Annotated in this window: 19 protein-coding genes and 1 riboswitch; of the genes, 4 read left to right on the plus strand and 15 right to left on the minus strand. The window is 70.4% G+C overall.

Features of this window, described 5'->3' with window-relative positions; all coding sequences use genetic code 11:
• Positions 1 to 83 precede the first annotated feature (83 nt).
• The 7 genes from AC5RUH_RS14155 to AC5RUH_RS14185 form a co-directional block, all read right to left on the minus strand.
• Positions 84 to 1,511, minus strand: coding sequence for an L-serine ammonia-lyase (locus tag AC5RUH_RS14155; protein WP_494025269.1), 1,428 nt, complete (start codon positions 1,509 to 1,511; stop codon positions 84 to 86).
• An 87-nt stretch (positions 1,512 to 1,598) separates the two neighbouring features.
• Positions 1,599 to 2,750, minus strand: a complete 1,152-nt coding sequence (gene gcvT / locus AC5RUH_RS14160; protein ID WP_494128888.1) for a glycine cleavage system aminomethyltransferase GcvT — start codon at positions 2,748 to 2,750, stop codon at positions 1,599 to 1,601.
• A 15-nt stretch (positions 2,751 to 2,765) separates the two neighbouring features.
• The gene (gene gcvP, locus AC5RUH_RS14165; RefSeq protein WP_494128889.1) at positions 2,766 to 5,645 is read right to left on the minus strand and encodes an aminomethyl-transferring glycine dehydrogenase; all 2,880 of its coding nucleotides are present in this window, start codon (positions 5,643 to 5,645) and stop codon (positions 2,766 to 2,768) included.
• Positions 5,646 to 5,816: 171 nt separating this feature from the next.
• A riboswitch (glycine riboswitch) is annotated at positions 5,817 to 5,916 on the minus strand.
• A gap of 125 nt (positions 5,917 to 6,041) precedes the next feature.
• Positions 6,042 to 6,554 (minus strand): mycothiol transferase, encoded by a 513-nt coding sequence (locus AC5RUH_RS14170; protein WP_494128890.1) that lies wholly within the window; start codon positions 6,552 to 6,554, stop codon positions 6,042 to 6,044.
• Between the two features lie 131 nt (positions 6,555 to 6,685).
• Complete coding sequence (locus AC5RUH_RS14175) at positions 6,686 to 7,735, minus strand: S66 family peptidase (protein WP_494128891.1); 1,050 nt, start codon at positions 7,733 to 7,735, stop codon at positions 6,686 to 6,688.
• Positions 7,736 to 7,771: 36 nt separating this feature from the next.
• Positions 7,772 to 9,163, minus strand: coding sequence for an MFS transporter (locus AC5RUH_RS14180; protein ID WP_494128892.1), 1,392 nt, complete (start codon positions 9,161 to 9,163; stop codon positions 7,772 to 7,774).
• A gap of 211 nt (positions 9,164 to 9,374) precedes the next feature.
• Positions 9,375 to 10,019 carry a GntR family transcriptional regulator gene (locus tag AC5RUH_RS14185; RefSeq protein WP_494128893.1) on the minus strand — a complete coding sequence of 215 codons (645 nt, stop codon included), beginning with the start codon at positions 10,017 to 10,019 and terminating at the stop codon, positions 9,375 to 9,377.
• A gap of 150 nt (positions 10,020 to 10,169) precedes the next feature.
• Between AC5RUH_RS14185 and AC5RUH_RS14190 the strand changes: the two genes are divergently transcribed.
• The gene (locus AC5RUH_RS14190; RefSeq protein ID WP_494000776.1) at positions 10,170 to 10,406 is read left to right on the plus strand and encodes a hypothetical protein; all 237 of its coding nucleotides are present in this window, start codon (positions 10,170 to 10,172) and stop codon (positions 10,404 to 10,406) included.
• Between the two features lie 98 nt (positions 10,407 to 10,504).
• Complete coding sequence (locus tag AC5RUH_RS14195; protein WP_494128894.1) at positions 10,505 to 12,394, plus strand: glycogen debranching N-terminal domain-containing protein; 1,890 nt, start codon at positions 10,505 to 10,507, stop codon at positions 12,392 to 12,394.
• A gap of 50 nt (positions 12,395 to 12,444) precedes the next feature.
• Here the strand turns inward: AC5RUH_RS14195 and AC5RUH_RS14200 are convergent, their stop codons facing one another.
• Both AC5RUH_RS14200 and AC5RUH_RS14205 read right to left on the minus strand, forming a co-directional pair.
• Positions 12,445 to 13,602, minus strand: coding sequence for a baeRF2 domain-containing protein (locus tag AC5RUH_RS14200; RefSeq protein ID WP_494012948.1), 1,158 nt, complete (start codon positions 13,600 to 13,602; stop codon positions 12,445 to 12,447).
• A 167-nt stretch (positions 13,603 to 13,769) separates the two neighbouring features.
• Positions 13,770 to 14,954, minus strand: a complete 1,185-nt coding sequence (locus tag AC5RUH_RS14205; protein ID WP_494000779.1) for a TerC family protein — start codon at positions 14,952 to 14,954, stop codon at positions 13,770 to 13,772.
• Between the two features lie 327 nt (positions 14,955 to 15,281).
• Between AC5RUH_RS14205 and AC5RUH_RS14210 the strand changes: the two genes are divergently transcribed.
• Positions 15,282 to 15,605: a hypothetical protein gene (locus AC5RUH_RS14210; protein WP_494000780.1), complete on the plus strand. Its 324-nt coding sequence runs from the start codon at positions 15,282 to 15,284 to the stop codon at positions 15,603 to 15,605.
• A gap of 12 nt (positions 15,606 to 15,617) precedes the next feature.
• Here AC5RUH_RS14210 and AC5RUH_RS14215 read toward each other — a convergent pair whose 3' ends face one another.
• From AC5RUH_RS14215 to AC5RUH_RS14225, 3 genes are read right to left on the minus strand one after another with little or no spacing between them, the layout of a single operon-like run.
• Positions 15,618 to 16,475 (minus strand): glycosyltransferase family 2 protein, encoded by an 858-nt coding sequence (locus AC5RUH_RS14215; protein WP_494000781.1) that lies wholly within the window; start codon positions 16,473 to 16,475, stop codon positions 15,618 to 15,620.
• Positions 16,472 to 18,016: a D-glycero-beta-D-manno-heptose 1-phosphate adenylyltransferase gene (gene rfaE2 / locus AC5RUH_RS14220; protein WP_494000782.1), complete on the minus strand. Its 1,545-nt coding sequence runs from the start codon at positions 18,014 to 18,016 to the stop codon at positions 16,472 to 16,474. Before rfaE2 ends, AC5RUH_RS14215 begins: the two co-directional genes overlap by 4 nt.
• On the minus strand, positions 18,013 to 19,410 hold the full coding sequence (locus AC5RUH_RS14225; RefSeq protein WP_494128895.1) for an aldehyde dehydrogenase family protein: 1,398 nt from the start codon (positions 19,408 to 19,410) through the stop codon (positions 18,013 to 18,015). Before AC5RUH_RS14225 ends, rfaE2 begins: the two co-directional genes overlap by 4 nt.
• Before the next feature lie 385 nt (positions 19,411 to 19,795).
• Here AC5RUH_RS14225 and AC5RUH_RS14230 point away from each other — a divergent pair, with 385 nt between their 5' ends.
• Positions 19,796 to 20,986: a glycosyltransferase family 9 protein gene (locus tag AC5RUH_RS14230; protein WP_494128896.1), complete on the plus strand. Its 1,191-nt coding sequence runs from the start codon at positions 19,796 to 19,798 to the stop codon at positions 20,984 to 20,986.
• On the opposite strand, the gene AC5RUH_RS14235 is transcribed toward AC5RUH_RS14230, so the two are convergent.
• The 3 genes from AC5RUH_RS14235 to AC5RUH_RS14245 form a co-directional block, all read right to left on the minus strand.
• A complete protein-coding gene (locus AC5RUH_RS14235; protein ID WP_494128897.1) occupies positions 20,952 to 21,653 on the minus strand; it encodes an SDR family oxidoreductase in 702 nt (233 codons plus the stop codon). The genes AC5RUH_RS14230 and AC5RUH_RS14235 overlap by 35 nt on opposite strands.
• Positions 21,654 to 21,720: 67 nt before the next feature.
• Entirely contained in the window at positions 21,721 to 23,082 is a 1,362-nt protein-coding gene (locus AC5RUH_RS14240; RefSeq protein ID WP_494128898.1) for a PfkB family carbohydrate kinase, read from the minus strand.
• A complete protein-coding gene (locus tag AC5RUH_RS14245; RefSeq protein ID WP_494128899.1) occupies positions 23,079 to 23,684 on the minus strand; it encodes a D-sedoheptulose-7-phosphate isomerase in 606 nt (201 codons plus the stop codon). Before AC5RUH_RS14245 ends, AC5RUH_RS14240 begins: the two co-directional genes overlap by 4 nt.
• Positions 23,685 to 23,697: the final 13 nt, after the last annotated feature.

A 23,697-nucleotide genomic window follows, 5' to 3' on the forward strand; every position in this document is an offset into this window, starting at 1 on the left:
CGCCGGCCGCCGATGCCGCCGCGGCGTCCCGCGGGCCCGCCGGCCGTGCGCCCGTCAGGACAGGACCTGGAGGACGTGGCCTCCTAGCACTCCACGACGTTGACGGCGAGGCCGCCGGTGGCGGTTTCCTTGTACTTGTCGCTCATGTCGCGGCCGGTCTCGCGCATCGTGATGATGACCTCGTCCAGCGACACCCGGTGCGTGCCGTCCCCCATCAGCGCCATCTTGGCCGCGTTCACGGCCTTGGCGGCACCGATGGCGTTCCGTTCGATGCACGGGATCTGCACCAGCCCGCCGATCGGATCGCAGGTGAGCCCCAGGTTGTGCTCCATCGCGATTTCGGCCGCGTTTTCCACCTGGGCCGGAGTTCCGCCGAGGATTTCGGCCAGTCCCGCGGCAGCCATCGACGAGGCTGAGCCGACTTCGCCCTGGCAGCCGACCTCGGCGCCGGAGATGGAAGCCTGCTCCTTGTAGAGAACCCCGATGGCACCGGCGGTCAACAGGAACTTCACGACCACCTGCTCCTTGTCCTCGCGGGTGGCCTGTTCCATGCCGGGTGCGTAGTGCGTGGCGTAGAACAGCACGGCGGGGATGATGCCGGCGGCCCCGTTGGTGGGCGCGGTGACCACCCGCCCGCCCGAGGCGTTCTCCTCGTTCACCGCCAGCGCCACCAGATTGACCCATTCCTGCCAGTACTTGTGGTCCCGGTCCGGGTCTTCCTTGCGCAGCCGCTCATGCCAGGCGGGGGCCCGACGGCGGACGTTGAGTCCGCCGGGCAGCTCGCCCTCGCGGCGGATGGCCGAGTCCTTGCACTCCTCCATCACGTTGTAAATGTGCACGAGTCCGGCCTCGATCTCTTCCCGCGGGCGGGAGGCCTCCTCGTTGCGCATCATGATGTCGCTGATGGCCAGGCCGGTGCTGCTGCAGTGCTCCAGCAGCCCCGCCGCCGTGCGGAACGGATAGGGCAGCTGCTGTTTGGAGGACTCCAGCTCCTCCCGGGCGGCTTCCTCCTCGCCGCCGCGGACAATGAAGCCGCCGCCCACGGAGAAGAAGGTGGCTTCGTGCAGAATCCGTGCCTCGCTGTCGTCGCTCGATTCCAGCACCTGGAACCTCATGCCGTTGGTGTGCCGGGGCAGCACGGTCAGCGGGTGCAGCACCATGTCCTGCACCCCGTAGTCCAACGGCCGGGCGGCGGCGCCGGGCAGTTCCGCCCCCAGCCGCAGCCGGCCGGAGGCGGCGATGTCCGCCAGCCGCTCCTCCACCTGGTCGGGCAGGATGTGCTCCGGTTCGAAGCCCTCCAGCCCCAGCAGCACGGCGGTGAACGTCCCGTGCCCGCGACCGGTGGCGGCGAGGGAGCCGTACAGGTCCACGCGCAGCCCGTTAACCCTGTCGAGCAGGCCGGCGTCGGCCACCTCCCGCACGAACGCGGAGGCGGCCCGCATCGGGCCGACCGTGTGCGAGCTGGAGGGACCGATGCCTACGGAGAAAAGGTCGAAAACGCCTACGGCCATGTCATCCCTTTCCTGTCTGTGTGGAGAGGTCCGGGGCCGCCGTCCCCGCGGCCGCGGGGACGGCGGCACCCTGGTAGCGGGTGAGGACTACTTTTCCCGCCGGTAGAACGGCAGCTCGACAACCTCGAACGGTTCGGGCTTGCCGCGCAGGTCGATGTCCACCCTCGTCCCGGGTTCGGCATACTCGGCGTCCACGTACGCCAGAGCCACCGGGTAGCCGAGGGTGGGGCTGGGCTGGCCGGAGGTGACTTCGCCGATGGTCCGGCCGTCTTTCAGCACCGGGTAGTGGGAGCGGCCGGCGCGCCGGCCAAGCCCCTTGAGCCCGACGAGCTTGCGGGCCGAGCCCTTCTCCTTCTGCGCCTCGAGGGCGCCGCGGCCCACGAAGTCGCCGTCCTTCTTCAGCGCCACCACGCCGCCCAGGCCGGCCTCGAACGGGCTGGTCTCGAGGGTGAGCTCGTTGCCGTACAGCGGCATGCCCGCCTCCAGCCGAAGCGAGTCGCGGCAAGCCAGCCCGGCCGGCAGCAGGTCGGCGCCCCGTCCGGCTTCCAGCAGGGCGTTCCAGAGCGCGGCCGCGTTGGTATTCGGGACGTAGATCTCGAAGCCGTCCTCGCCGGTGTACCCGGTCCGGGCCAGCAGCAGCTTCAGCGGCGCCCCGGACACTGTGAAGTCCACCTCGTCGGCGGCGTAGTACTTCATGTCCCGCACCGTGCCATGCTGGTTGGCGGGCACCAGCTGGAGCAGGATTTCCACGGACTTCGGTCCCTGCACTGCCACCAGCGAGGTCTCGGCCGTGGCGTCCTCCACCGTGGCGTCGAAACCTTCGACCCGTGCGGCGAGTTCCGCGGCGACCGTCGGGGCGTTGCCGGCATTGGGCACCACCAGGTAACGGTCCCCGTGCTGGTCGGCGGGACGCCGGTAGATGATCAGGTCATCGATGATGCCGCCGTCGGCGTTGCAGATCAGCGAATACTTGGCCCGGCCCTCGGTGACGGCGGAGAGCTTGCCGACGAGTGCGTAGTCCAGGAACTTCCCGGCCTCCGGGCCGGTGACCCAGACTTCGCCCATGTGGGAGAGGTCGAACAGGCCGGCGCTGCTGCGCACGGCGCGGTGCTCGGCCAATTCGCTGCTGTACTTCAGCGGCATCATCCAGCCGCCGAAGTCGGTGAAGGAGGCACCCAGCCGCTCGTGTTCCTCGTAGAGCGCGGTGTGCCGGGGCATGGTGGTGGTCTCGGTAGTCATGCGGTGCTGACCTCTCTAGTTCTCGAAGGCTTCGGGCGGCGGGCAGCTGCAGATCAGGTTGCGGTCGCCGCCGGCGCCGTCGATCCGTCCGACCGGGGCGAAGTATTTGTCCACTTGCAGGCCCGGTACCGGGAAGGCGGCCTGCTCCCGGGTGTACGGCCGGTCCCAGTCGGAGCTGACCACGGCGGCGGCGGTGTGCGGGGCCAGGCGCAGCGGGCTGGCGTCGAGCGGGAAGTCGCCGGCGATCACCTGGTCGATTTCGCCCTTGATCGCGATCATCGCGTCGATAAACCGCTCAATCTCCCCCAGGTCCTCGGACTCGGTCGGCTCCACCATCAGGGTGCCGGCCACGGGGAAGGACAGGGTGGGCGCGTGGAAGCCGTAGTCGATCAGGCGCTTGGCCACGTCCTCGGCGGTCACCCCCGACTTGGCGGTGAGTTCGCGCAGGTCCAGGATGCACTCGTGCGCGACCAGCCCGTCGTTGCCGGTGTAGAGCACCGGGAAGTGCTCGTTCAGCCGGGCGGCGACGTAGTTCGCGGCCAGCAGGGCGCTCTTCGTTGCCTCGGTCAGGCCCTCGGCCCCCATCATGGCCACGTAGGCCCAGGAGATCGGCAGCACGCCGGCCGAGCCGTACTCGCTGGCCGAGACGGGCACGCCCTTGCCTTCGTGTTCGGCCAGCGCGGCGTTGCCCGGCAGGAACGGCACCAGGTGTTCGGCCACCGCTACCGGCCCGACGCCGGGGCCGCCGCCCCCGTGCGGGATGCAGAAGGTCTTGTGCAGGTTCAGGTGGGAGACGTCGCCGCCGAACTTGCCCGGCTGCGCGAGTCCTACCAGCGCGTTGAGGTTGGCCCCGTCGATGTACACCTGCCCGCCGGCGGCATGGACCGCCTCGCAGACGTCGCGCACGTCGGCGTCGTACACGCCGTGCGTTGACGGATAGGTGATCATGATGGCCGAAAGCGCGTCGGCGTTCTGGTCGATCTTCGCGCGCAGGTCGGCGTGGTCGATGGTGCCGTCCGGTGCCGTGGCGACCACGACAACCTTCATGCCGGCCAGCACGGCCGAGGCGGCGTTGGTGCCGTGCGCGGAGGCGGGGATCAGGCAGACGTCGCGCTGGTCGTCGCCGTTGGCCAGGTGGTAGCGGCGGATGGCGAGCAGGCCGGCGTATTCGCCCTGCGAACCGGCGTTGGGCTGGATGGAGACGCCGGCGTAGCCGGTGATCGCCGCGAGGCGTTCCTCCAGATCGGTGATCAGCTCGCGCCAGCCGGCGGTCTGGCTGGCCGGGGCGAACGGGTGGATGGACGCGAATTCCGGCCAGGTCATCGCCTCCATTTCCGCCGTCGCGTTCAGCTTCATGGTGCACGAGCCCAGCGGGATCATGGTCCGGTCCAGGGCCAGGTCTCGGTCAGACAGGCGGCGCAGGTAGCGCAGCATCTGGGTCTCGGAGCGATGGCTGTGGAACACCGGATGGTCCAGGTAGGAGGAGCTGCGCAGCAGCTCCTCCGGCAGCTCGAAGCCGGCGTTCCCGGCCGTTTCGGCGGTCTTGCCGGCGGCGTCCTCCACGCCGAAGGCCTCCGCGACCAGGGCGAGGTGCTCCGCCGTCGTCGTTTCATCGGCGGAAATGCCGACGTGGTCGGCGTCGATGCGGCGCAGGTTCACGCCCTTGGCCTCGGCGGCGGCGGCGATCTCGGCGGCCTTGCCCGGAGCCTTCACCGTGAGGGTGTCGAAGAACCGGTCTGCCGCCAGCGCGTACCCGGCGCCGGTGAGCACGCCTGCCAGCGTGCGGGCGGCCTCATTGGCGTGCTGGGCGATCGCCTTCAGGCCCTCGGGGCCGTGGTAGACGGCGTACATGCTGGCCACGACGGCCAGCAGTGCCTGCGCGGTGCAGATGTTGGAGGTGGCCTTCTCGCGGCGGATGTGCTGCTCGCGGGTCTGCAGCGCCAGGCGGTAGGCGGGGCGGCCGGCGTCGTCCTTCGAGACCCCCACCAGGCGGCCGGGCAGGGAACGCTCCAGCCCCTTGCGGACGGCCATGTAGGCGGCGTGCGGGCCGCCGAAGAAGAGCGGCACGCCAAAACGCTGGGTGTTGCCGACGGCGATGTCCGCGCCCTGCTCGCCCGGCGGCGTGATCAGGGTCAGCGCCAGCAGGTCGGCGGCCACGGTGACCAAGGCGCCGCGCTCCTTGGCCTGCGCGATGACCGGAGCCTGGTCAAACACCCGGCCGGAGGCTCCCGGCTGCTGCAGCACGATGCCCGAGATGTCGCCGTCCGGCAGGCCGGCGGAGAGGTCGGCAACCTCTACGTCGAAGTCCAGCGCCTCGGCCCGGCCCTTGACGACGGCGATGGTCTGCGGCAGCAGGTCCGCGTCCAGCACGGTCTTGCCGGCGGATTTGGACTTGTTGGACCGGCGCATCAACAGCACGGCTTCGGCCACTGCGGTGGCTTCGTCCAGCAGGGAGGCGTTGGCGATCGGCAGCGCAGTGAGGTCCTGGACCATGGTCTGGAAGTTCAGCAGCGCCTCCAGCCGGCCCTGCGAAATTTCCGGCTGGTACGGGGTGTAGGCGGTGTACCAGGCCGGGTCTTCCACCACGTTGCGGCGGATCACCGGCGGCGTGATGGTGTCGTAGTAGCCCTGACCGATCATCTGCACGGCCGTCACGTTCTTCGCGGCGAGGGCGCGCAGGTCCCCCAGGACCTGGGACTCGCTGCGGGCGGCGGGCAGCGCCAGCGGTTCCTGCTGGCGGATGTCGGCGGGCACGGCCGCGTCCACCAGCTCGTCGATGCTGCCGTAGCCCAACTGCTTGAGCATGGTTTCCGCGTCGTTCCGGCGCGGACCGATGTGTCGGTCGGTGAAGGAGGCGCTGCCGGGCCGGGTAGCGCTGGTGGACTTAGCCGTCATGTGAGGAACTCCAGTTATCCCCGGCTGGGCTGACCATGCCGGTAGTGAAGGGTTCCTCCCCACTCTGTGACTGAACCTGAGAGATTCCGCAGGCTGTGGCCCAAGGGGCCGCCTCCTGCTTGCACCGTCGGTGAGCCGGTCCTGAACGGTCCGGCTGCTTTCCAGAGTTGCCTCTTCGCGGCGGTACAGGGGCCTGAGAGATTCCTGGGGAGGTATTGCTCCTACGGCGCCTGCTGACTGGTACCCAGCAGGACTCTCCCGCCGCATGTCGAAGGCTGTATGCAGTTGTACTGACTCCTTGAATGGTAGTCCAGCGGCTGGCGCGCAACAAGGCGGCGACGCCCGATGGCGCGGCTTGCAGCCGCCGCGGGGGCGCCGGAACCCGCGTGGCCGCCGCTAGGCATCGGTGCGCGAGAGCATGCCCTTCACGTAGGCGGCCTGTCCGACGTGCTCCAGGCAGTCGTCCAGGACGCTGACCAGCCGCACCCCCAGGCTGACGTGCGGGTCCCACCGGGTGTCCACGATCCGGTCCAGGTCATCCTCGCTCAGTCCGGCCAGATACTCCAGGGTGCCGGCATGGACGTCGTCGTAGTAGCCGCGCAGCAGGTCGGCCGATTCGACCCGGACGGCCGCCACCTGCTGCGACGTGTGGCCGTAGCCATGGTCCTTCCGGGGCAGCGGCAGGTCGAACCGCTCCGCCCAGCCGGTCAGCCAGTACTGGTCCGTGCCGGCGACATCGGCAATATGGTCGTCCTGGATGCGCGTCAGATGCCAGATAAGCCAGGCAATCGAGTTGCTGTCACCGCCGGGCCGGGCGGCCAGTTGTCCGGCGGCCAGCCCGTCCAGCACGGAGTGGACGCGCTCCTGGATCCTGCCGTAGGCATCTGCGAGCAGGTCGTTGAACTTCATGGCGCCTCCCGCCGGTCGACTGTGGCGCCAGCTTACCGGCCGGGGCCACGGCGAGGAATGCGTGCCTGCCCGCAGGCGCGGGGACGCTCACGCAGCCGCGCATCCGTCGCCCGGACCGCCTGCCTCAGCGGTCAACTGTAATCGGCCGTGATGGTTCGATCCCGGCCATTGAGCCGCATTGTCCCGCCGTAGGGCACGATCCATTGCGGACGGGTATGGCCGAACGGGACTCCGATGCAGACGACGGCGTGGTCGTTGTAGCGCTTTATCTCGGCGAGGACTGCATCGCGTTGCGCGGCGCGGAGCCGGGCACGCTCCTCCGCTGGCGGGACGGTACCGTGACTGCTCACCGGAGGCCGGGCGACGAGCACTCCTTCCACCGCCGAGAGGACGCCCCGTTCCCCCAATGCCCGGACCCATCTCTTGACCCACGCTGCCGGAGGCAACTCCTCACTGGTTTCAACAATCAGGATCGACCCCTCGAGGGCTCCCAGGGGCGGCAGCCGATCGGCCATGGCCAGCTGATCGATGACTTCCAGGCACCCGCCCCAGGTGCGGCCGGTCGCTTCCCGCTCGGGCCCCGCCCACGTCCACGGCTGCGTGGGTTCCCGTTCACCGAAGCTGACAAGGGCTTGTGGCGTCAGCCAGTCCGGCCCGAAGTCCTCGGACTCGCCTGGGTCAACAATCTCCAGCTCACCGCCCTTAAAGAGCGCTGCCTTCAGCGACGCGAGGTGCTGGTCGTCAATGTGCGGCCCGGCTCCGAGGTGCACCTGGGTCGAGCCCCCGTAGTAGCCTGCTATCCCGACCGACCACAGCCAGTTCAAGAGGTTCGTGTTGTCGCTGTAGCCCATGAAGATCTTGGGGTTCGCGGCGGCGAGACCGGCGTCCAGATGGGGAATGAGGGCTACCCGGTCGTCGCCGCCGATGGTCGCGAGGATGGCCCGGATGGCCGGGTCGGACAAAGCGGCGTGCAGATCCGCGGCGCGTTCCGCGGCGGAAGCGCCAAGCTTCCGGGTCGTCGGGTATTCCACAGGGACCAGTCCCGTTTCGGCGCTGAGTCGACGCATCGCCTGCTCGTGGACATCCGGCGCGAACCCGGGGGCAGCAAAGGACGGGGAGAGAATCGCGACCCGGTCACCGGGCTCAAGCTTGGGCGGGGACACAAGGGCATGGCTCGGCATTTCCCCATCCAACCACGCGCTGTGCCTCAGCGGCCGCTATCCATCCCGGGCCGAATCCTCCAGATAGCGGGGACGGCCCACGATGACCAGGCCCACCGCCAGGATGAGCAAGGCACCGCCCAGCAGGCCGAAGGAAGCACCCCAGCCGCCGCTGGCCTCGCGCAGCAGTCCGAACATCAGCGGGCCGGCGCAGGCGACCGTGTAGCCGATGCCTTGCGCGAACCCGGAGAGCAGCCCCGCGCCGGCCGTGGTGCGGGTCCTGAGGTTCACCAGCAGCAGGCCCAGCGCAAAGGTGCCCTGGCCGAGCCCCGCCAGGGTGATCCACAACCAGGTGCCGAACGAGGGTGACAGCAGCAGCCCGGCGTATCCGGCCGTGTAAAAGCCGATGAACAGCAGGCCCAGGCCCAGGGGATTGCGCAGCCGCCCCGCGATCAGCGGCACCAACAGACTGGTGGGCAGGCCCAGGATGGCGTAGTAGGCCAGCATGGTGCCCGCCGTCGGGGGCAGCATCCCGCTGTCCACCAGCAACGGCGGCAACCACGTGAACATGGCAAACGTGTTCGACAAGGTCCCGGCGAACACCAGAGCCAGGCCCCAGGCGACCGACGAGCGCCAGACACGGACCGACGTCGTCCCGACGGAACCGGCCTCAGCTCCCGCTGCGGGCTCCGAGGCTTCCGCAACGGGCGGCCCGTCGGCTCCTGCGGGGCCGGCCGCAGGCCCGGGGACGGTCACCGCCCCGGGGCCGGCAGCGCCGGGGCCGACTCCCGTGCCGGGACTCACGGCAGGCCCGGAACCGGCCGGCTGCCGGGCGCTGCCCTCATCCGACGGGAGGATGTCCAAGCCGCCGGGCCGGTAGGGCTGCAGCACCAGGCGCGCGGTGCGGCGGCGCCAATGTTCCGTCCAAGCAGTCATCAGCCACGGCACGAGGGCGGCCGCGCTCACGGCCGCCCACACTCCGATCGAGAACCGCCAGCCGGCAGCCTGCTCAAGCGGCACGGCAAGCAGCGGGCTGAGCGCCGTACTGGCCGCCAGCAAGGTCACGTAAAGCGCGGTGATGAGGCCGATCCGGTCCGGGAAATAGCGCTTCACCAGCGGCGGCAGCAAAATGTTGCCGATCCCGTAGCCAACCATGGTGAGGCCGGACAGGACCAGGAACGCCGGCACGTCGGAGGCCAGCGCACGGCCCAGTTGGCCGACGGCGGCCATGCCCAGTGCCACGAGCAGCAGTGCTTCCATGCCGATCCGGCGCATCAGCAACGGAACTGCGAACCCGGCAGCGGCGAAGGCGGCGGTCGGCAGCATGCCCAGCACACCGGCGGAGGCCGTGCCGAACGGCAGATCCGCGGCAATATCCGCCAGCACCGGCGACACGCCGGAGACGGCCAGCCGCAGGCTGAGCGCCAGCAGCAGGACGCCGACGAGCACGGTCAGCCGGCCGGCAAACGGGGCAGGCCGCCGCGGGGCGGGGCTGGCACCCTGAGGCGGTGGGGAATCCGGGCTCGGTGGGGCGTCGGCGGTCAGTTGTGCGGGCGAGGGCAAGCGTGGTCCATGGGTCGAAAGGCCGGGCGGGCGGCCGGGATCAAAACCGGCCGGGAATCACTTTATCCCGTCGCGGCCCGGCTGCCCGGCAGGCGGGCTAGGAACCCTCCTGGCCCAGCCCTTCGGCGAGGATCCAGAATGTCTGGCGCAGCCGCTCCACCGCCGCCTCATGCTGGCCCCGCTGGAGGTACTGCACGGTCTCGCGCCAGCCGTCGGCCCAGAGAGGATAGGCGAGGGCGTGTTGGAACAAGTGCAACCGGGCCAGCGAACGGTCGAGGACGTGCATGTTCACGGCCCTCAGTTCCTGGTGATCCGCCGCCCCCAGGATGACGGTTACCAGGCTGCCGGCGGCGCGGTAGGCGCCCAGGATGTCCTCCCGGTCGGTCGCCGCCCGCAGGTCGTCCGCCATCGTGGCCATGGTGTCGATCTCCTGAGGCGACAGCCGCGGGGCTGCCCGCTCGAACAGCGCTACCAGCACCACGCCCATCACATCCAGGAGTTGGATGGCCTGCTGGGGACCGGGATTGGCGATCCGGTGTTCGTGCCCGGTGGCCTCGATCAGGCCTTCTTGCGTGAGATCGCCGACGGCGTCGCGCACCAAGGCTTCCTCCGCACCGATGCGGCCAGCGAGCCCGGCAACGGTCACCCTGGAGCCCGGCTCCAAACCGCCCGCCAGGATGTCCTCCCGCAGCCTGCGGACCGCTTCGTCGCGGTCCGCTCCCCCGGGACCGCTGCCCCTCATCATGACCCCCCTGCCGCGTATGACCGACGTCACATACGAGTAATGTACGCGAAAAGGTAGATCGGGGTCACTGGTGCTGGCTACTCTGATGGGACCTGCGGCACAGCGTCGTGCGGCAGGTTCTAAACGTGCAGTCAGGACGTGCGCAGAATGAACGCCACCTATACCGCCACCGCAACCGCCAACAGCAAGAACCACCAAGACTGGGGGCGGGCGATGGCGGCCGCGTTGGTCGATCTGGTCCAGCAAAGCGAAAGCGGCCCTTCCGGGCCCCGGGAGCTCTACGGCGACGAGCTGCGCTTGGTGATCGAAGAGACGACGGACGGGGTCCTGATCCACCTGTCCTGGACACCCGGCGGGCGGGACGCCTCCGGCACCGTCGCCTGAATCCATCCGGCCGGTGTCCGGCCGGCCGGTGTCCAGCCTGCCGGTGTCCGGCCTGCCGAAGATTGTTCCCGCGCAGCCGATGCTGCCAAGATGATTCCATGGTCTACCGCCAGCCCTACCTGCACGATCTCACGGGAGTATTTGCGGCACCCGTCCAAGCCTGGAGCGAGCCCCACGGGCAGATCCGGGGTACCGGGGCCCAAGGGGTCTACTGCGGGGACGACCGGGTGCTGGCCCGGTGCCTGCTGGCGGTGAACGGGCAGGAACCGGAGTGGATCTCCACCCAGTCGCGCTCGGCCGGGCGCGCCGACTTCTTCTCCTTCATCCGGACCGCCGAGGACGGGGCCGATCCGCTGGTCACCCTGAACCGCTCGCGGGCGGCGGAAGGCGGCCGGCTGGCCGAGGCGCTGACGTTCACGTCGGCCCTGGAGGACGAGTTGGAACTCCAGGTCCGCGTCGACCTGGTGGCCGATGCCATTCCCCTGGAGCAGGTGCGCGCCGGGGCCGCGGGCGAGGCCGGCTCGGTGGCCCCCGGCGGCGCCATCTGGAGCTGGCGGGACAAGACACGCGCCGCGCTGACGGCCGAAGGCGCCCGGGTCAGCTTCGACGGCAGCTTGGTCCGGCTGGAGTGGACTGAACTGCTCAAGCCGGGCGCCGTCCTCGTCCTGTCCTGGAGCCTGGAGCTTGACGACGCCGAGGCTCCCCTGACCGGCGCGGGCGCGCCCCCGCTGCGCACGCCGTCGCTGGCCGGGGATCCCCGGCTCCAACGACTGATGAGCCGCTCCATGACCGACCTTAACAGCCTGCGGATGGCCGGGCGCCAAACCCCCGGCGACGTCTTCCTGGCCGCGGGGGCCCCATGGTTCCTGACGCTGTACGGCCGGGAGGCGCTGGTTGCCGCCAGGCTGCTGCTGCCGGTCGACGCCGCGGTAGCGGAAGGGACGCTGCGGGCAGTGGCAGCCTGGCAGGGCACGGCCGAGTCGGCGGAATCGGGCGAACAGCCCGGCCTGATGGTCCAGGAGGTGCGGCAGCGCCGCCTGTCGATGCCCGCGGACGCCGTGGTCCGGCAACTGCCCCCGGTCCTGTACGGGTCGCCCGACGCCACGCTGCTGTGGATCGTGCTGCTGCACGACGCCTGGCACGCGGGGATGCCGGAGGATGCCGTCCGGGACCTGCTGCCCCATTTGGAGGCCGCGCTGGACTGGCTGCGCATCGACGGCGACCCCGACGGCGACGGCTTCCTGGAGACGCCGGTTCCCGCCCTGCAGGGTCCGGGACACCAGGGGTCCGGCGACACGCGGGCCGCCTACCACTATCTGGACGGCAGGCCGGCCACCGGAACGGTCGCCTCCGCCGAACTCCAGGCCTACGCCTATGAGGCGGCCCGTGCCGCGGCCGTGCTGCTCGACTACTTCGGCGACATGAACGCCGGCGCCGAGTGGCGCGACTACGCGTCGCGGCTGGCGGAGAACTTCCGCAGCCGGTTCTGGTGCGCCGACGACGCCGGCCCGTACCCGGCGATGGCACTCGACGAACGGAAGCAGCGGGTGGACGGGGTCGGGTCCGGCATGGGACACCTGCTGGGCACGGGGCTGCTGAACCCCGAGGAGACCCGGACGGTGGCCGCGCGGCTGATGGACCGGACCTTGTTCTCCGGCTACGGCGTCCGCACCCTGTCGACGGCGAACCCCGGGTTCTGGCCGAGCCGCCGCCGCTCGGGGGCGGTCTGGACGCAGGAGACCGCGTGGATTGTGATGGGGCTGCTGCGCACCGGCTTCCAGGAACAGGCCGCACAGCTGGCGGCAGGACTGCTCGACGCGGCCGAGGGATTCGGCTACCGGTTGCCGGAACTCTTCAGCGGGCAGGCCGCGGTGGAGGTCCGGCCGGCGCTGCCGTATCCGTCCGCCTGCCGGCCGCACGCCGGGGCAGCCGCCGCCGCGGTGCCCGTGGCGCTGGCACTGGGCGGATTCAGCGCCTCGGCCGTCTAGCCGCCCGGCTGGCCCGCTGGCCCGCTGGCCCGCTGGCCCGCCGAAGGACCTTAGCCGCGCGGCACGTCGGGGCCGGTGGGCCAGCGCAGCAGCGCCGCTATGCTTTTGCCTCCCGGCAGGGCTCCTTCGGGGACCATGGTCACCCGCGCGTCGGTCAGCGCCGCTGCCCGGACCAGCGCCGCAGGGGCAGGCACCTTGGCCAGCAGGTCGCCATTGACGGCTTGCTCCCCCGCCGTAGCGATCCACGGTTCGGCCGTCAGGGCATGCACGTTGTGATCGGCGAGGGCGTCGTCGTTCATGAGCAGCGTGCCGACCTGCGCCTGCTGCAGGGCCCGGACGCACTCGCCCAGGCCCGCCGTCCACTCCGGATGGGCCTGCCCGGTTTGGTTGGCCAAGCGGTCGAGGATGGCTTTGCGCTGTTCCGTCCACACATGGGCCACCCGGGCGGCTATTTCGGCACGGAGCGCGTCCTTGTCCGCGCCGCCTGTGCGGGTGTGCGACTCGATGGTGACTTCGATCGCCCGGCTGGCTTCGGAAAGCTGGTCGACCACCAGTTCCCGGGCCCGTATATCGCCGGCCACAATCAGCAGCCGCGCCTTGCTGGCCTGCACCACGCGGTCGATCTCGGCGGCGATTTCATCGGCATTCTTGCGCCAGATTTCCTCGGTGCGGTGCTGATAGCGGCCCTGGGACCAGCCGCCGCCGGGAACCTTGGTCAGGTTCTCCCGCTCGCCCTCTACCGTCCTCGTTTCCACCACGCCGTTCCGGCGAGCGTACTGCAGATGGACCTCGCCGCCGTCCCGACCCACTTCGGCCACCACGTACGGGAAATCGTCGCCGCGGGCCTTCAACAGGGGCACCAGGTCCGGAATCGGGCCGGTGTGAACCACCTCCGGGCCGGACATTTCGCCCGGGAGCACCTCGTTGATTTCGGCCTCACCGCCGCGCACCAGGACGAAGCGGGAGACCGGAGACGGAACGCCGGTGGCCGGCGAAACGGCGTCGATCACGGCCTCGATGTCCGCTTTCGCGGCGCCCTGCTTCCCGAGCGATTCCCGCAGCCTGTCCGGCAGCACATCGCCTGCCCGCAGGGAGTCCACGGTCCCCGTGCTGGCGTCCACGTAGACCGTGATCCAGGGTCCCGGCTTCTTGTACAGCTCGGCGTACCTTTTGTTGGCTGCGTGGGTCGTGTTGACCTGCTCGGTCATGGTGATCACCTTCCCTGCTATTGGAACTGCGGGTTCTCTTGATCAGTAGACTCACGGTAGCACCGGACGTTTTGCCCTTGAAGGGGGGCCGGTCCTGTCCCGACCGGCCCGGCGAATCAGTGCGCCGGGCCGGTCAGCCGACGTTTGTCCGACCGGCCCGGGCGGACTTAGCTCCGCTGGTATTCCGCGTGTTGGCGGTGGGCCTCGGCCACTTGTTCGCGGATGATGTCCACGTCCTTGGCCTTGTTGCGGTACTTCGGATCCATTTGCACGATCTGGCGCTCTTCTTCCACCAGCAGCCGGTAAATGCGTTCACGTTCTGCCGGGTCAGCGGTGTAGGAGAGATCCATGTAGTTGACCGCGTGCCGGCGTGCGTTGTTGATGGCGTTCTGTGCCTTGCCGGCCTTGCTCAGCAGCGAGGCGACGACGGTGACCACAAGGATGCCGATGATGACGGTGAGCGAGAGTCCGGTGGTGATCTCGACCACGGGAACCGGGTTGCCGTCATTGACGAAGGGCAGGTTGTTCTCGTGCAGTGCGTGCAGGATCAGCTTCACGCCGATGAACGCCAGGATTGCTGCGAGGCCGTAGGACAGGTAGATCAGCCGGTCCAGCAGGCCGTCGATCAGGAAGTACAGCTGGCGCAGGCCCATCAGCGAGAAGGCCGTGGCGGTGAAGACGATGAAGACGTTTTGCGTCAGGCCGAAGATCGCGGGAATGGAGTCGAGGGCGAACAGAATGTCCGTGCCGCCGATGGCCACCATGACCAGCAGCATCGGCGTCATCGCCTTCTTGCCGTCCTTGACGGTGAACAGCTTGTCGCCGTCGTAGTAATCCGTGGTGTGGAAGAAGCGCTTGGCCAGCCGGATGATGAAGTTGTCCGCCTCGCCGCCGTCGTGTCCGGGCTTGAGCAGGTTGCCCGCCGTGATGATCAGGATCAGGCCGAAGGCGTAGAACACCCAGGCGAACGTGTTGATCAGCGCCGCGCCCAGGAAGATGAACCCGGTGCGGGCGATCAGCGAGAACACAATGCCGAACAGCAACACTTTCTGCTGGTCTTCGCGCGGCACCTTGAAACTGGCGATGATGATGAGGAAGACAAACAGGTTGTCCACCGACAGCGCCTTCTCGGTGATGTAGCCCGCGAAGTACTCGGAGCCCATGTCCACGCCGCCGTAAATCAGCACCAGGATCCCGAAGACGATGGCGATGCCCACGTACAAGGCGGACCAGATGGCCGCTTCCTTCAGCGAGGGCACGTGCGCCTTGCGGATGTGGAAGAAATAGTCGAAGGCGAGCAACGCGAGGATCACGGCGATCGTGATGCCCCAAATCAGGGGAGAAACGCTCATGGGTTTCCTTCCGTAAGCGGGTAGCGGTGAGCCCGCAAGTCTCTCCTCCGGCACGGCCGGCCACTGCAACCGGCCGGGCGTCGGCGCCCTACGTGTTGACGGCTGCAGCGCATCTGGATACTCCCTTACGCAACTGCCAGTCTAACGACGACGACGCTGCACGGCTAACCGGCCGCGGGCGAATCCGGGGCGGCTGGGACGGGAACGCCCCGCCGGAGGGGGTTGGACTCCTGCGGCCTATGCACCGCATTTCGGCTGTGACAGGCTGGGGGCCCGGGCCGCCGCCGTGATTGACCGGCGGCCGACAGCGCCGAAAGGAGCACCGCCATGTCCTATTACCTGGAGTACACCATTCCGGCCGCGCCGGACGGGGAAAGCTTCGAGTTCCCGGTCAGCGACGAGCACCGCGGCTATACGGTCCCGCTCAGCGAAACCGATGCGGAAATCGTCCGCACCGACCAGTTGCCTGCCCGCAGCGAGGTGTTCGGGGCCTCGCTGGCCGAGGCCAAGGAAGCGGCGGAGTCCATCCTGTCCAACAGCAAGGCGGACGCGGCGCAGCTCTACGACGATCCCGACGACTCGATGCAGCCCGGGGCGGGCACGCTGGTCGCCAGCTACACGGTCGGCGGCGGGTGGCAGGAAGCGGGATAGGTTGCGCCGGGGCTAATCCCGCAGCACCACGTCCGCGGCTTCCGTGGAGCGATCGGTGACCGTGGTGGGCGATTCCAGGTGGACGGCGCCGGAGGGCAGGATGCCGGCACCGCCGTAGCGTTCCATGACCCTCAGCTGCGCCACCACGTCTTCCCCGGCGTGGGCCGGCGGCAGTTCCTGCCAGAATCCGAACCCGCCGCACTCCAGCAGCGCGCTCCGACGGTACAGCACGCAGCCGCCGGCCCACGCGATCTTGTACAGCCGCCAGCCACCGTCCGGAATGCCCAACCCGGCGGCGATATGCGTCAGGTTTGCCGCGTTATGCAGCTGCCAGCGGCCGAACCGGTGGTCCTCGCGGCGGATGCGCTCGGGCCGCACCGGGCCGTCCCACAGTTCGAAGGGTTCCTGCTCCCCCGGCCGCACGTCGTCCAGGTAGGACATGCCCTGCACCGCTGCACCGATAAATCCGCAGCCCGCCTCCCGAATGGCCGCCGTCATCCGGACCAGCATGCCCGGTTCCAGCCACACGTCGTTGTCCAGGAACAGCACGAGTTCAGCCGTGGCAAGCCGGAGCAGGAAGTCGCGCTGCTCGGCCAGCCCGCGCCGGGGCAGATTCCGCTCCAGCCGGACCGGGCGCCCCTGGGCTTCCAGCACCCGGATCATCGCCCCGGCGGCCGGGTGCTCCCAGGCGGGGGCGCCGTCGGTCTGGTCGCTGACGATGACCGAGAACTCCGGGCCGTCCTGCGCCGCCAACCCGGCGAGCGTCACCGCCAGCTCCGCTTCCCGGCCATAGCTGGGCACCAACACGTCCAGCTCCGGCCCTGTTTCCGGTGGAGCGAGGGCCCAGCTGGCTGAACTCCTGCGGCTCACGCCGAATCAAGTCCCGAGGCCGGATTCGCTCCCGCGGCCGGGGCGGGACCTGTTTCCGCCGGGGGCGCCGAGCCGCGGATCCGGCGGACCACCGCCGTGGTGGAGTGGTCGGACACATAGTCCAGGATGCAGACCTCGCCGCCGCAGGCTTCTACCACCGCCGTTTCCTCGAGCATCTCCGGAGAGTAGTCCCCGCCCTTGGCGTAGATGTCGGGCCGGATCGCTTCGATCAGCGGGATGGGCGTGTCCGTGTCGAACACTGTCACGTAGTCCACGCAGCTGAGCGCGGCGATGATGCCGGCCCGGTCGGCGGCCGGGTTGATCGGCCGGTCCGGCCCCTTCAGCCGCCGGGCAGATGCGTCGCTGTTCAGCGCCACGACCAACACGTCGCCCAGTTGCTTGGCTTGGTTCAGGTAGCGGGTGTGGCCGCGGTGCAACACGTCGAAACACCCGTTCGTCAGCACAATGCGCTTGCCCGAGGCCCGCTCGGCGGCGATCGCCTGCCCGAGCGCCTCCGCATCCAGGGCCGCATCGGAGAAGGTGCCCAGGTGCGAGGCGAGGTCGGTGGTGCTGCAGACCGACGTGCCGCGCCGGCGCACCACGACGTCCGCGGCGGCCTGGGCCAGGTCCAGGCTGGTGCTCAGCTGCAGCCCCGCGGCCCGCGCCAGGGTCAGGCAGGCCACGTAGGTGTCGCCGGCGCCCGAAGCCTGCTTCTCGGTGACCGGGGTGGCCCACGTGCGGTGGGTCCCGCCGTCGGGCGTGAGCAGGAAGGAGCCGTCCTTGTCGAGGGTGACGACGGCGGCGCCCGCCCCGGTCGCCTCCAGCAGTTCCCCGGCGTGATCGGCTATGGCGGCCGCCCGGTCCGTGTCGGGATCCAGCGTCACGCCCAGCAGCGCGGCAGCTTCGGCGGCATTCGGCGTGACCAGGTCCGGCGCAACCTCCGACCAGGGCCGCGGGTCGTGGGCGTCGACCACCAACAGCCGGCCGCCGCGGTGACGGGCCAGCACGCTGCGCACGGCACCGCCCAACGCGCCGGAACCGTAGTCGCAGACCACCACGGCGTCGCTGCCGGCGAGCGCGTCCGGAACTGCTGCGGCCAGCCGCTCCTGCGCCGCTTCCGGCACCCGCTCCGTGCGCTCGTCCAGCCGCAGCATGATCTGGTCGCCGCCGATGATGCGGTACTTGGTGGTGGTCAGGACGTCTTCGTGTTCCACCAGCCCCGAAATGTCCACCCCCGCGCCCTGCAGGAGGGCAGCGAGCCGTCGCCCGGCGTCGTCCCCACCGACCAGGCCGAGAATGCGCACCCGGGCGCCGAGTGCGGCGAGGTTCATGGCCGTGTTGGCGGCGCCGCCCGGCGCGTACTCCCGCCTGGTCATGTCCACTACCGGGGCCGGGGCTTCCCGGCAGAACCGTTCGATCCGGCCGCTGAACCAGCCGTCCAGCATCACGTCTCCGACCACGGTGACCCGCGGGGCGGCCTCCGCCAGCCGTGACGGCAGCCAGCCGGCCAGCCCGGAAACGTCCGACAGGGGCGTGCTCATGGCCGCACCCCGCCGGGCAGGCCCACGTGGACCACCTTCACCGCACAGAACTCGTCCAGCAGTTCGGGGCCGTAGCCGAAGCCGTCGCCGCTGTCCCGGCGGGGCTGGGCGGAGCCGCCCGGGGCGCCCCCGAAGACGGCGTTGACCTTGACCGTGCCCACCTGGAGCGCGGCAACGGCCCGGTGCGCATGCTCCAGGTCCGCGGTCAGCACCGTGGCGGCCAGGCCGTACCGGCCCTCCGCCGCCAACTGAAGCCCGTCGTCGAAGCTGTCCACCACCCGGACCGGCGCCACCGGGCCGAAGGTCTCCTCCTGCATCACGGTCATGCGGTCCGTGCAGTCCAGCAGCACGGTGGCCGGGTAGTGGGCGCCCGGCCCCTCTGGCACCGAGCCGCCCTCTGCGGCCGTCGCCCCGAGCGCGAGCGCCTCGGCCACCTGGGCGTTGACGCTGTCCCGGAGCCTGCGGTCCACCAGCGGCGCCATCGCCCCGCCGTCGTTGCGTTTGCGGGCCTCGGCGGCGAGCGCCTCACAGAACGGGCCCGCGACGTCGCGGTGCACGTAGATGCGCTCCACCGAGGTGCAGATCTGGCCACTGTTGGCGAACGCCCCGATGGCCGCCTGCTCCGCCGCCCATGCCGGATCCACGCCGGCGTCGACGATCAGCGGATCGTTTCCGCCGTTCTCGCGGATGACATGGGCGCCGGTGAGCGCCGCGGCCCGGGCAATCCTGGCGCCGGTGAGGCTCGATCCGACGTGCGCGATCACGTCAACATCCGGGTGGCCGGCCAGCGCCGCCCCGACCGCCGGGCCGCCGGTCAGCGTGGTCATGACCTGCGGCGGCAGCACCTCCGAGAGAATCCGGCCGAGCAGCTCACCCAGATGCGGGCAGCGTTCGCTTGGCTTGTGCAACACCGCGTTTCCCGTCGCCAGCGCGGCACCCAGCAGCCCGGCGGCCACCGCCACCGGATCGTTCCAAGGCGTGAGCACTACGGCCAGGCCCCGTGGTTCGTTCACGGTGTAGTCGGCGGCAAGCGAACCGCCGCGCAGGCTTCGGCCGCGGTGCACCGGGCCCAGCTGGGCGTACTGGCGCAGGGTTCCGGCCCCGGCAAGCACGCCCTCCAGGGCTTCATGTTCCGGCCGGCCGGTCTCCCGCGCGTTCATCGCGGCCAGCTCCTGCGAGTGCTCCTGCAAGGCTGCCGCGGCCGCTTCCAGCAGTTCGCCGCGGGCGGCAGCGTCGGTGGCTGCCCAGCCTGGTTGGGCCGCCTTGGCAGCGGCGACGGCCGCCCGCACCTCGTCGGAGCTTGTTTCCTCCAGCACGCCCACCAGGCTGCCGTCCCGCGGGTCGTGCACCTCCAGTAAGGCAAGGTCCCGGGCGGTATCGGAATCGGTGGTCATATTGCTCCTCCCCTCCAAGGCGGCCTGGGCCTGCCCATTGGTGTCTGGCCAAAGTCCACTGTCACGCGGCGGCGGTGCAGTGCCCATCGCGGCACGCAACACCGGCAACAATGCGTGGTACTGGTTCCCTACCCCCCATCGCGCGGTTTCAGACACGCCGCCGGTTTCAGACACGCTGCCGGTTTCAGGACGCCCGGTGCGGGCGGTTCCTGCGGGCCGGTTCCTGCCTCCGGTCCCGGTTCCGGCTCTGGCCAGCGGCTCGAATGCACCTTAGGGTGAAGTTCACGAGGGGCCCGCGGGGGCGGGCCCAGGGGGTTGCGGCAGGCACGGCACCCGCGCGCCGGGTGGCTGCGCCGCAGGCGGAACGTTAATCCAGGAGGTGGAGATGGCTGGTTCTCCCACAGGCGGCGCCGCTTTCGGTGGCCAGAGGCTCAGTACCGAGGCCCGGCATGGCCGGGGCATTGGGCCGGTGTTGGAGCCCTTCGAGGGGGTGCGGAAGATTGCGGTGCTCCGGGGCGGAGGGCTGGGCGACGTGCTTTTTTCGGTTCCGGCACTCGAGTCGCTGGCTGCCGCCTATCCCGAGGCCAGCGTGACCCTGCTGGGCACGGCGGCCCATGCCGCCCTGTTCCGCGGCCGGCCGGGCCCGGTGCACCGGGTGGAACCGCTGCCGTTCGCGCACGGGGTTCGCCCGGGGCCGGAGGATCCGCAGGCCATCGCCCGGTTCCACCAGCGGATGCGCGGCGAGCAGTTCGACCTGGCCGTGCAGCTGCACGGCGGCGGCCGGAACTCGAACCCGTTCCTGCTGGAACTGGGCGCACGGCACACGGTGGGCACCCGGACCCCGGACGCGGCCGCGCTCGAGCGGACCATCCCCTACCTGTACTACCAGCACGAGGTGTTGCGCGCGCTGGAGGTGGTGGGCCTGGCCGGCGCGGCTCCGGCCGCGCTGCAGCCGGAACTGCAGCCCCTGGCCGATGAAGAGGCATTGCTGGCCGGGCTCCTCGAGGAAGGCCGGCCGTCGCTGGTGACCATCCACCCGGGCGCCACGGACCCGCGGCGGCGGTGGCCGGCGTCGGAGTTCGCCCAGGTGGCCGCATGGGCGGCCGACGACGGATGCCAGGTCCTGGTGGTAGGCGATCAGTCCGACGTGGCGCTGGCCGAGGAGGTTGTGGGCCTGGCCCGCGGGGCGTCCGGTGCCGGCGGCGGGGGCAGCATCGAGTCCGTGGCCGGCCGGCTGGAACTGGATGAACTGTCCGCCGTGCTGCGTGCCAGTGACGTGATGGTCGGCAACGACAGCGGGCCGCGGCACCTGGCGCAGGCGGTGGGAACGCCCACGGTGGGCATCTACTGGGCCGGCAACATGATCATGGCCGGGGCGTTGGGCCGGACCCTGCACCGGATCCACATGTCCTGGATGACGCAGTGTCCGGCCTGCGGCTCCGACCTGACCCAGGTGGGCTGGACCGCCGGACGCTGCAGCCACGAATTCTCCCTGACGGACCAGGTCCGCGCAGAGGATGTCTACGCGGACCTGCGCGAGCTTAGGGCCACGAGTCTTCTTCTTCGTGGCAAATGACCATCTCGCGCACCTCGCAGCCCTTCGGCTGTGACAGCGCGAAGATGATGGCATCGGCCACCCGCTCGGGATCGTTGAGCCGGGAGTCGTCCTGCGGCTTGTACTGTTCGGTCCGGTCGTCGAAGAACCTGGTCTTCATGCCGGCCGGAATCATGGTGGTCACTCCGACCTGACCGCGGGTTTCGGCCGCCAGCGCCCGGCTGAAGCCGACCACGCCGAACTTGGAGGCGCAGTAGGCGGTGGCGTCGGAGACGGCCTTGATCCCCAGCGACGAGGCGACCGTGATGACCCGCCCGTGGGAGGACATCAGGTGCGGCAGGGCCGCGCGCACCACGGAGACGGTGCCCATCAGGTTGACCCCGATGACCTTCTCCCATTCCTCGGCCGGCACGTCTTCCAGGCGCCCGCAGCGGTCGATCCCGGCCGCCGTCACGACGGCGTCCAGCCCGCCGAGGGTGTCGGCGCCCTGCTGCACGGCCGCCTCGACGGCGGCCCGGTCGGCGACGTCCACCTCGATGCTCTTGGCCCGACCCACCCGGCTGACGTCACGGTCCAGCACGACCGGCGTGCCGCCGGCGGCGAGGACCGCCTCCACGACGGCGGCTCCCAGGCCGGAGCCTCCGCCGGTGACCAGGACGCGGCCGGGGTTCGTTGGGGCAATGCTCATGGTTTCCTCCTCAGGTTCGGGATTCTTCAGTTCAGGGCGCGCCGGATCTGCGGAGCAGTCCGGCGTGTCAGCCGACCTTGGCCAGGGCGGCGGCCAGGCCGGTGGTGGAACGCGCCGGGTAGTAGGGCACGGTGACGGTTTGCCCGCCCCAGGATTGCAGCAGGCGTGCTTCCGGCAGCTGGTCCGCGGTGTAGTCCCCGCCCTTGACCCAGATGTCCGGCCGCAGCCTTTCCAGCGCTGCTTCGGGGGTGGCTTCGTCGAAGACCAGCACCGCATCCACGCACTCAAGCGCCAGCAGCAGTTCGGTGCGGTCCTCCTGGTTCATGATCGGACGCTCTTCGCCTTTGAGGCGGCGGACCGAATCGTCCGAGTTGAGGCAGACGATCAGGCAGTCGCCCAGCTTCCGGGCGGCGGCCAGGGTTCTGGCGTGCCCGGCGTGCAGCAAGTCGAAGCAGCCTCCGGTGGCTACCACCGTGCCGCCGGCTTCGCGGGTCTGCGCCGCGACCCGCATGGCGTCTACCCCCGGACCGCGCAGCTGGACCGGGGCCGTTTCCCGACGAAGCGATGCCACCCCGCCTGCGGCGAGGAAGGCTGCCGCCTGCCCGACGGCCTCTTCCACCGCCTCGGCCAGCGGCCGTCCGAAGGCCAGCGCCACCGCCAGGGAGGCGGCAAACCGGTCCCCCGCGCCGCAGGTGTCGGCCGGGTCGAGCGTGGGGGCTGGTACAGCCTGCGGCAGGCCGCCGTCGGCTTGGATCAGGGCCCCTTCCCCGCCCAGCGTGACGACGACGGCGCGGCTGTTCCAGCGTGTACGCAGTTCCGCCGCAGCCAGCGCAGCCTCCCGGGTCCCGCTGTCCCGCAATCCGGCGATCCGCAGGGCTTCGGGCAGGTTGGGCGTCGCCGCGGCCACGCCCTCGACCGGGACCGGGCCGGCCGGGTGCGGATCCCATACCACGGGGATCCGGTGCACGAGCGAGGCCAGGGCGTCGCGCAGCCCGGGTGCGGCCGCCAGGCCGCGGCCGTAGTCCGCCACGATGATGGCGTCGGCCGTTTCGAGCGCGTCGAGCATGTCCGGTGTCGGTACCGGCACCGGCGCCGGGGCGCAGCCTTCGTCGACCCTGACCACCGACTGCCCGCCGGCACGGATCCGGGTTTTCACCGGCGTGGGGGCGCCGGATGGCCCGGCGACCACGCGGACGCCGTCCAGGGTGTCGCGCAGCCGGGAGGAAGCGCCGTCGTCGGACAGTGCCGTGACCAGGAGGACGTCCCGGCCGTCGCGGGCCAGCATCCGTGCCACCAGCCCGGCTCCTCCGGCGCGGTAGGTTGTTTCGGCCGCGTCAACCACCGGCACCGGTCCGTCCGGGCTCAGCCGGGTTGCCGCACCCTCCACGTCCGCGTCCAGCAGTACGTCTCCCACCACCACGATCCTCATGGCCGGCCTCCCTGCCCGCGTCCGCCCGCGGCGCCTCCCTCGAGGCGCGCCACCTCGGCGTCGAACGCCCGGCAGAGGGCATGCAGCGCCATCAGGTGCCCCTCCTGCACATTGGCCGGCAGCGCCTCCACTGCCACATAGTCGTCGCACAACTCGGTCAGCGGATTCGGCGCCTGGCCGGTCAGCGCCCAGCAGGTCACGCCGATGCTTCGGGCAGCTTCGGCCGCGCGCAGCAGGTTCCCGCTCTTGCCGCTGGTGGTCAGCAGGAGCAGCACGTCGCCAGCCCGCCCGTGGCCCAGCACCTGCCGGGCAAACAGCTGGTCGAAGCCGTAGTCATTCGAGATGGCCGTGACCGCCGAGGTTTCCGCGTGCAGCGAGATGGCGGAGAACGCCCGGCGTTCGCCGTCGAAACGGCCCACCAGTTCGGCGGTGAGGTGCTGGGCTTCCGCCGCGGAGCCGCCGTTGCCGACCGCCAGCAGGCGCGCGCCGCCCGTCAGCCGCCGGGCCAGCTCCGTCCCCCAACCGGCCAGCTGGCCGGCCTGGGCGCGCAGCGACTCCACCGCCGGTGCCACCGCCTGCAGGTGCGCCAGGACCGCGTCCACCGCTTGGGTCCCG

This window comes from Arthrobacter sp. Y3223166, from assembly GCF_059090935.1.